7 protein-coding genes are annotated in these 7,692 nt (G+C 64.8%); 6 read left to right on the top strand and 1 reads right to left on the bottom strand.

Going from position 1 to position 7,692, the window contains the following annotated elements; genetic code table 11:
- The first annotated feature begins 269 nt into the window (after positions 1 to 269).
- The 6 genes from AX750_RS03920 to AX750_RS03945 all read left to right on the top strand — a co-directional run bounded on the left by AX750_RS03920 (position 270) and on the right by AX750_RS03945 (position 6,394).
- Positions 270 to 1,676 carry an FAD-linked oxidase C-terminal domain-containing protein gene (locus tag AX750_RS03920; protein WP_066722366.1) on the top strand — a complete coding sequence of 469 codons (1,407 nt, stop codon included), beginning with the start codon at positions 270 to 272 and terminating at the stop codon, positions 1,674 to 1,676.
- A gap of 64 nt (positions 1,677 to 1,740) precedes the next feature.
- Positions 1,741 to 2,730 (top strand): tripartite tricarboxylate transporter substrate binding protein, encoded by a 990-nt coding sequence (locus AX750_RS03925; protein ID WP_066722367.1) that lies wholly within the window; start codon positions 1,741 to 1,743, stop codon positions 2,728 to 2,730.
- A gap of 98 nt (positions 2,731 to 2,828) precedes the next feature.
- On the top strand, positions 2,829 to 3,302 hold the full coding sequence (locus tag AX750_RS03930) for a tripartite tricarboxylate transporter TctB family protein (RefSeq protein WP_066722368.1): 474 nt from the start codon (positions 2,829 to 2,831) through the stop codon (positions 3,300 to 3,302).
- Positions 3,303 to 3,312: 10 nt separating this feature from the next.
- Positions 3,313 to 4,824 (top strand): tripartite tricarboxylate transporter permease, encoded by a 1,512-nt coding sequence (locus AX750_RS03935; protein ID WP_067253531.1) that lies wholly within the window; start codon positions 3,313 to 3,315, stop codon positions 4,822 to 4,824.
- A complete protein-coding gene (locus AX750_RS03940; protein WP_066735184.1) occupies positions 4,824 to 5,519 on the top strand; it encodes a GntR family transcriptional regulator in 696 nt (231 codons plus the stop codon). The genes AX750_RS03935 and AX750_RS03940 overlap by 1 nt, the downstream gene beginning before the upstream one ends.
- A gap of 17 nt (positions 5,520 to 5,536) precedes the next feature.
- Complete coding sequence (locus tag AX750_RS03945) at positions 5,537 to 6,394, top strand: isocitrate lyase/PEP mutase family protein (protein WP_066735187.1); 858 nt, start codon at positions 5,537 to 5,539, stop codon at positions 6,392 to 6,394.
- A gap of 442 nt (positions 6,395 to 6,836) precedes the next feature.
- Here AX750_RS03945 and AX750_RS03950 read toward each other — a convergent pair whose 3' ends face one another.
- Positions 6,837 to 7,280, bottom strand: a complete 444-nt coding sequence (locus AX750_RS03950) for a MucR family transcriptional regulator (RefSeq protein ID WP_066735189.1) — start codon at positions 7,278 to 7,280, stop codon at positions 6,837 to 6,839.
- Positions 7,281 to 7,692: the final 412 nt, after the last annotated feature.

The raw sequence follows: 7,692 nt of genomic DNA on the forward strand, positions 1-7,692 counted from the left end.
ACCCGCTCGTCGACTGACCCGCGGCAAGGGCCTGCAGCTGTCGACCGCGCTCGATCCCGAACGCGTCAACGAAGCGAGACTCCTGGATGACCACGCCAGGAATTGGTGCGGACTGCCACGAGGTTGACGAAGACGCTGGAGCGGCCGGGGCGGGACCAACGGCTCACAAGCGGTAAATGAGATGCCAACTTAAACACCGAGCCTTACATACATGAATTGACTCCGCGGACCCTTCCTGCACTATCGCGTCCGTCCGCCGGAGCACTTTCATGAACGTGCAGCCTTCTTCTCTGACCAGACCACCGCTGCCGGAAGCGCTGACGGCAGCCTTGAGCGCCCGGTTCGGCGATCGATTTTCCCGGCGCCCGGCCGATCTCGAGGCCCACGGGCGGGGCGAATCCTATCATTCCGCCCAGCCGCCCCAGGCGGTCTGTCGCGTCGCCAGCACGGACGAAGTCGCCGCAATCGTGACGCTGTGCGCGGCCCACCGCGTGCCGGTCATCCCGTTCGGGGCCGGCACTTCGCTCGAAGGTCATGTCACTGCGCCCTATGGCGGCGTCTGCATCGATCTCGGAGGGATGAACCGTATCGTGGCGGTGCGGGCCGGCGACCTCGATGTAACGGTCGAGGCCGGTGTCACGCGCCAGCAGCTCAACACGCATCTGCGTGACCAGGGGCTGTTCTTCCCGGTCGACCCCGGTGCGGAATGCACGCTTGGCGGCATGGCGGCGACACGGGCCTCGGGCACCAACGCGGTGCGCTATGGCACGATGCGCGAGAACGTGATTTCGCTGACCGCAGTGATGGCGGACGGCACGATCGTGCGCAGCGGCGGGCGGGCGCGCAAATCCTCGGCGGGCTATGATCTGACCCGTCTGCTCGTCGGGTCAGAGGGGACGCTCGGCATCATCACCGAACTGACCTTGCGGCTTTACGGCATTCCCGAGGCGGTTTCGGCCGCGACCTGCACCTTTCCCGATATCGCCTCCGCGGTTGGGTCGGTCATCATGGCGATCCAGTGCGGCATTCCCGTCGCGCGTGCCGAACTTCTCGATGCCCGCACGATCCAGGCCGTGAACCGCCATTTCAAGGCGACGTTCGAAGAGCTGCCGACCCTGTTCTTCGAGTTCCATGGCACGCCGGCGGGCGTCGAAGAGCAGGCGCGCCAGGTCCAGGACATCGTCTCGGCTTCGGGTAGCGGCGACTTTCACTGGGCGAGCGGGCAGGAGGAGGCGAACCGGCTCTGGCATATCCGGCACAACGTCCATTACGCCGTGCAGGGCATGCGGCCGGGCGCGCAGGTCTGGAGCACTGATGTCTGCGTGCCGCTGTCTCAACTCACAGACCTCGTCCGCATCACGCAGGACGACGTCATGGCGGCGAGCTTCTTCATCTCGACCGTTGGTCATGTCGGAGATGGCAATTTCCATCTCGGCCTGATCGTCGATCCGAAGAATCCCGACGAACTCGCCGAGGCGGCCGCAATCAACGACAGGTTGGTCAAACGCGCGATCGCGCTCGACGGCACCGCCACCGGCGAACACGGCGTCGGGGTGGGCAAACGCAAGTTCATGGAGCTCGAGCATGGAGCGGGTGTGGCGGTGATGCGCGCGCTCAAGCAGGCGCTCGATCCACTCGGAATTCTCAATCCCGGAAAGGTGCTGCCGGACGCGTGATTGTCGAATGCCGAACCAAAGGCCCGAAAACGGGCTGTTCATAATCAATAATTGGGAGGAAACGATGTTCAAAACCAACTGTAACCGCAGGGCGATGCTCGCCGGCCTGGCTCTCGCTGCCTGTTCAGTTCCGCTGACCGGGGCCGCCGCCCAGAGCTGGCCGTCGCGGCCGATCACGATGATCGTGCCCTGGGGCGCGGGCGGCGGTACCGACGCGACCGCGCGCATGATCGCCTCGCTACTGGAGAAACAACTCGGCAAGCCGGTGCCGGTCGTCAACCGGACCGGCGGTTCGGGCGCGGTCGGCCACCAGGCGATCGCCTCTGCCGATCCGGACGGATATACCATCGGCATCGCGACGCTCGAGATCGGCACGATGCATCACCAGGGGCTGACGCCTCTCACGCATGAGGCGTATGCCCCGATCGGTCTCTACAATTCCGATCCGGCGGCGCTGTTCGTGCGGGCGGATGCTCCCTACAAGACGGTCAAGGACCTGCTGGAGGCTCTCTCCAAGGCCCCCGACCGCCGGTTCAAGGCCTCGGGCAGTGCCCAGGGCGGCGTCAATCATCTGGCGCTGGCGGGCATGCTGAAGGCGGCCGGCCTTCCGGTCTCGCGCGTCGCCTGGGTGCCCAGCGAAGGCGCCGCTCCGGGCCTGCAGGATCTCGCCGCCGACGGCGTCCAGATCGCCACCGCTTCGCTGCCGGAGGGTGCGGCCCTGATGGCCGCCGGTCGCATCCGCCCCCTCGCCATCTTCGCGCCCAAGCGCGACGAGGCGCAGAAGGACGTCCCGACCTTCAAGGAGGCGAGCGGCTTCGACTGGTCGATCGGCTCCTGGCGCGGCGTCGTCGCGCCCAAGGGCACGCCGCCCGAAATCGTCGCGAAGCTGCAGGACGAGATCGGCAAGGCGGTCGTCACGGCCCAATATCTCGAGTTCATGAAGACCAAGGGCTACGCCACGGGCTGGACAGCGGGCGACGGCTTCCGTGCCTTCATGATCGACAGCGACAAGGGACTCGGTGCGACGCTGGCCGAGCTCGGCCTCAAGAAGTAGCCGCCGCGCGAACGCGAAACCAGCCTGGCATCCCGGCCGCTTGCAGTCGGGATGCCATCCATTCGCGCGCGGCGGCTGCCGGCAACTGGAATGGCATCATGAAAATCCACGAGACCCTTCTGGGCCTGCTCTTCGCGTGCATCGGCGGCGCAGTGCTTGCCACCGTCTCGGCCTACCCCAGCATGGCCGGACAGAATGTCGGCCCCGCGCTTTTTCCGGGTGCCGCAGCGACTCTTCTCATCGTCTTCGGCCTCATGCTGGCCTTTGGCAGGCAGGCGCGGCAGTCCGGTCGGCGGCTCGTCGCGCTCGGCGACTGGAGCGGGTCTCCCCGCCACATGCTGGCCGGGCTGAGCGTCGTCATGGGCTGCGCCGTCTATGCCCTGTTCTCGACCTGGCTCGGCTTTCTCGTTCTGGCGCCCGTGGCGCTTCTGGTCTGGCATCTGGCATTTGGCGTCAGCCTGAAGACGTCGATCGTATCCGCTTTGCTGGCGACGCTCGGCTTCTGGGCGGTCTTCTACAAGGGCCTGGGCGTGCCGCTGCCCTGGGGCCTGCTCAAGAACTTTGCTTTCTGAGAGGACGCCGATGGACGCGCTCGCTCAAGGCTTTGCCATGGTGTTCAGCATCGAGACGCTGCTGATCATCATGGCGTCATCGCTGTTTGGCCTCTTCGTCGGCGCCGTGCCGGGTCTGTCGGCGACCATGGCGCTGGCGCTGCTCGTGCCCATGACCTTCTTCATGGACCCGATTCCGGCCCTTGCTGCGATGGTTTCCTGTTCGGCGATGGCGATCTTCGCGGGCGACATTCCCGGGTGCCTGCTGCGGATGCCGGGCACGGCGGCGTCCGCGGCCTACACGGACGAAGCCTATGCGATGGCACGCAAGGGCCAGGCTGACATCGCGCTTGGCTCTGGGCTCGTATTCTCGGCGATCGGCGGGTTGTTCGGGACGGCCGTCCTGATCGTCGCGGCACCGCTCTTCGCCGAGTTCGCGCTCAACTTTACCTCTTTCGAGTTCTTCTGGCTGATCCTGCTCGGTATCACCTGTGCCATCGTGATCTCGTCGACCACGCCGCTCAAGGGCGCGATCATGCTGATCCTGGGCTTTCTGGTCGCCTCGGTGGGCATGAACAATCCCGCCGCGTTCCCGCGCTTCACCGCCGGCAGCACAGAACTTCTCGGCGGCATCGGCTTTCTGCCGATGCTGATCGGCATGTTTGCAGTCTCGGAGGTCATCCGCAGCGCGCTCGACCGGTCGCCTCGGGCCACGATTATCGATCAGCCGATCCACAATGTCTTCAAAGGCATGTGGCAACTGACAGTAAAATATCCCAAGCAGATCCTGCGCGGCTCGGTGCTGGGCACCGTCGTCGGCGCGTTACCGGGTGCCGGATCCGACATCGCCTCCTGGATGAGCTATGCGCTGTCCAAGAAGCTGTCGAAGGAGCCCGAAAAGTTCGGCACGGGCCATGTCGAAGGGATCATCGAGTCGGGCGCCGCCAACAACTCGGCGCTGGCCGGGGCCTGGATTCCCGCACTCGTGTTCGGCATTCCGGGCGACACGCTGACGGCGATCGTGATCGGCGTGCTCTACATGAAAAACCTCAATCCGGGTCCGTCGCTGTTCACCACCAACCCGGAGAACATGTACGCGATCTACATCCTGTTTATCTTCGCGAACCTGATCATGATCCCCCTGGGCTGGGCCACGATCAAGGTGGCCAAGAGGCTGCTCGGTGTGCGCCGGGAGATTCTGCTGCCGCTGATCCTGATGGCCTGCATCGTCGGAACGTTCGGCATGAACAATTCTCCCTTCGATGTCTGGATCATGCTGGCGGCCGGCGTCACCGCCTATATTCTCGAAGAGAACGGCTTCCCGGTCGCTCCTGCGATTCTCGGTGTCGTGCTTGGTCCCATGCTGGAAGAGAATTTCGTGAAGTCGATGATCAAGTCTGATGGCGAGGTCCTGGCATTCTTCAGCCGCCCGGTCGCAGGCGTGCTCGGCGTCCTGACACTCGTCGTCTGGCTCTATCCGCTGCTGCGGCATGGATTCAGGCGCAGTCCCGGCCGTGCAACTCCCGTCGGAGAAGCGCTCTGATGCGCGATGGGATGCGGCTGGAGGCGCCGAGGTCACTGACGGAAATGGTCGCGGCGCGTCTGGAACAGGCGATCGTCGACGGAGAATTCCGCCTGGGCGAAGCGATCTCGGAAGAGATGCTGGCGAAGAGCTTCGGGGTCAGCCGAACGCCGGTGCGCGACGCGCTAACCGCGCTGCAGCGGGCCGGGCTTGTCGTTATCCTGCCCAAGCGCGGCAGCTTCGTCTTTCGCCCGACTGCCGACGACGCGGCGGCGCTGTGCGAATACCGCCTCGTGTTGGAGCGCGAGGGTCTGCGGCTCTCGCATCAGTTGGCGCCGGCGCAGACGCTGGCGGCGATGAACGGCGCCATCGCGGAGATGGAGCAGAGCCTGCTGGCGGACGCGGTCGCCTATGGCCGGGCTGATACGCGCTTCCACCAGACCTCCCTCGACTATTGCGGCAATCCCTATCTGAGTGAGGGCTACAGGCTGGCGTCCGGCAAGGTCTCGGCCCTGCGCACGCATCTGACGGCCCATGTCGATGAGCGCCGCGTCATCTCGCTGGGCGAGCACCGCCGGATGGCCGAACTCTTTGCACAAGGGAAACTCGACACGCTGTTTGACCTGCTCGCCGAGCACATCGCGCGCACGCGGCAGGTGTATGAGGAAATCCTGTCGGCGCCCGGCCCGGCTCCGCGACGGATCACCCTGTCATAGAACCGGAGCACATCCCCATGTCGCAATCACAGAAGCTGCGTGGCCTGCTCAAAAGCGGCATCGTCGCAGCGCCTGGAGCGCCGGACGCCCTTGCTGCGCGGCTCGTCCAGGCGGCGGGCTTCCCGGCGCTCTATATGACCGGCTTCGGCGCGACGGCCAGCCGGCTCGGACGCCCAGACATTGGCCTGCTGACCCAGACTGAGATGACGACCCATGCCCGCGACATGGCGCGCGCCGTCTCGATCCCGATCATTGCCGACGCCGATACCGGCTATGGCGGCCCTGCGAATATCGAACGCACCATGGTGGAGTATGCCCAGGCCGGGGTGGCGGCGGTCCATTTCGAGGATCAGGTCTCGCCCAAGCGCTGCGGCCAGGTAGCGGGCGTCAAGGTGATCCCCGCTGAAGCGGCGGTCCGGCGTCTGCGCTGCGCGCTGGGCGCGCGACCGGCCGACGGCATCCTGGTCATAGGGCGCACCGACGCACTCGCGGCGGAGGGCATCGACGAAGCGATCCGGCGTGCCAATCTCTACGGCGAGGCGGGCGCCGATCTCGTCTTCGTCGACGGGATCAAGACGATCGCCGAGGTCGAAGCCGTTGCACGCGGCGTCAGCGGCCCAAAGGTCGTCAGCATCGTCGATGGCAATGAGACAGTCGCTCTAACCACGGCAGAGCTCGAGGCAATGGGCTTTTCTGTCGCGCTCTATGCGGTGACCGCCCTGTTCGCCGCGGCACAGGCCATGCGAGACGCGCTCGGCATCCTTAAACGGGACGGCACACCGCGCGCGGCGGCCGCCGGAGCGATGAGCTATGCCGAATTCACCGACTTGGTCGATCTACCCCATTTCCAGCGGCTCGACCGCGATTTCGGTTGATCGGCCCCAGCGGGCTCCGTAACCGCCGGAAACGAACTCAGCGCTGGATAGAAACTGGGGGCAACGTCACCCTGCCCGCAGGAACGGCACCACTTTCCACGCCGGGATGGACGCGCTAGCCCCGCGCACTGCTGAAGACTCAGCCTAGACTGCGTCCGACTGCAAGACCGTCGATGGGCCTACGGCCGTCAATGCGCAGGCAGCCATCGGCATGGGCGCAAAGCGCGTCCATGATCCGGACGAAGGGCGCATCGGCCTGATCGAGCCGGACACCGAGGAGTTCGACCTCGAGCCGGTGGCAAAGATCGCGCCGGTCAACGCTGATGCCGCGGCAGTCGGCTCCGAAGAGAGGACGACCAGCGTGCTGATCCCTTTGATCGGAGGATCATCGGGGCCTTTCAAGGGCCGGGGATTGTTCGCTGAGTTACCCCCCGTAGGACCGTCATCTCTTTGTCCTTGCAGCCCGCTTTGCCTTTGCTGGGGCCGCTGCGGCCTTGCGCCCAAGACCCATTGACTTCGCGAGAGCTGATCGCGCTTCCGCGTAGGCCGGCGCAACCATGGGATAGTCGGACGGCAGTCCCCACTTCGCGCGGTACTGGTCGGGTGTCATGTCGAATGAACTGCGCAGGTGCCGTTTGAGCGACTTGAAGGATTTGCCGTCCTCAAGGCAGATGATGGCCTCCGGCGTCACCGATTTGCGGATTGGCACCGCAGGCACCAGAGGAGCGGCGGGCGGCGCCTCGGGCTCACGGCCCAGCTTCGTGAGTGCAGCAAACACATCGGCGATGAGTGCAGGCAGATCGGTTTTCATGACAACGTTGTTGGCAACGTAGGCTGACACAATATCCGCCGATAGCTCGACCATATTTCCATTCGTTTCCGACATAAAACCTCCTAAGCGAATACGTTCATGCGAAGTCACAACCCTGAGGTCATCATCATGTGGCCTTGTCGCTGTTTCAATTATTGGTCTCCAACGCTGACGTGCAAGGGCCATCTACGAATGTCGTCGAATTGGTGTTGAAATCCCTCAGAGCGCGCGGCGACATCCGTGGATCATAACGACCCTGATCAAAACGATTACTCGCGCAGCGGGTCTGCAAACAGCGCGTTCGGCCGATCGTCACGAAACTCCCGCCGAGGCCGATGAAGGACAGGGCACGGCCCGCCTGCGATGCCCGGCGCCTTCGTCTGACCGGCTACGCTGATCCGCCCAGCCACGTATTCCGTAGGCGACTTAGATTGGAGAATCGATCAGTGAGTGAGCATTGGGCCGTCATCGGCGCCGGAATGGCTGG

Origin of the sequence: Methylobacterium sp. CCH7-A2 (assembly GCF_001557075.1) — a bacterium.
GTDB classification, from domain to species: domain Bacteria; phylum Pseudomonadota; class Alphaproteobacteria; order Rhizobiales; family Beijerinckiaceae; genus Allobosea; species Allobosea massiliensis.

Excerpts from the sequence above, each read along its gene's own strand:
- AX750_RS03940 (WP_066735184.1), top strand. The coding sequence starts at position 4,824 with ATGCGCGATGGGATGCGGCTGGAGGCGCCGAGGTCACTGACGGAAATG.
- AX750_RS03950 (WP_066735189.1), bottom strand. The coding sequence starts at position 7,280 with ATGTCGGAAACGAATGGAAATATGGTCGAGCTATCGGCGGATATTGTG.
- AX750_RS03935 (WP_067253531.1), top strand. The coding sequence starts at position 3,313 with ATGGACGCGCTCGCTCAAGGCTTTGCCATGGTGTTCAGCATCGAGACG.
- AX750_RS03920 (WP_066722366.1), top strand. The coding sequence starts at position 270 with ATGAACGTGCAGCCTTCTTCTCTGACCAGACCACCGCTGCCGGAAGCG.
- AX750_RS03945 (WP_066735187.1), top strand. The coding sequence starts at position 5,537 with ATGTCGCAATCACAGAAGCTGCGTGGCCTGCTCAAAAGCGGCATCGTC.
- AX750_RS03930 (WP_066722368.1), top strand. The coding sequence starts at position 2,829 with ATGAAAATCCACGAGACCCTTCTGGGCCTGCTCTTCGCGTGCATCGGC.
- AX750_RS03925 (WP_066722367.1), top strand. The coding sequence starts at position 1,741 with ATGTTCAAAACCAACTGTAACCGCAGGGCGATGCTCGCCGGCCTGGCT.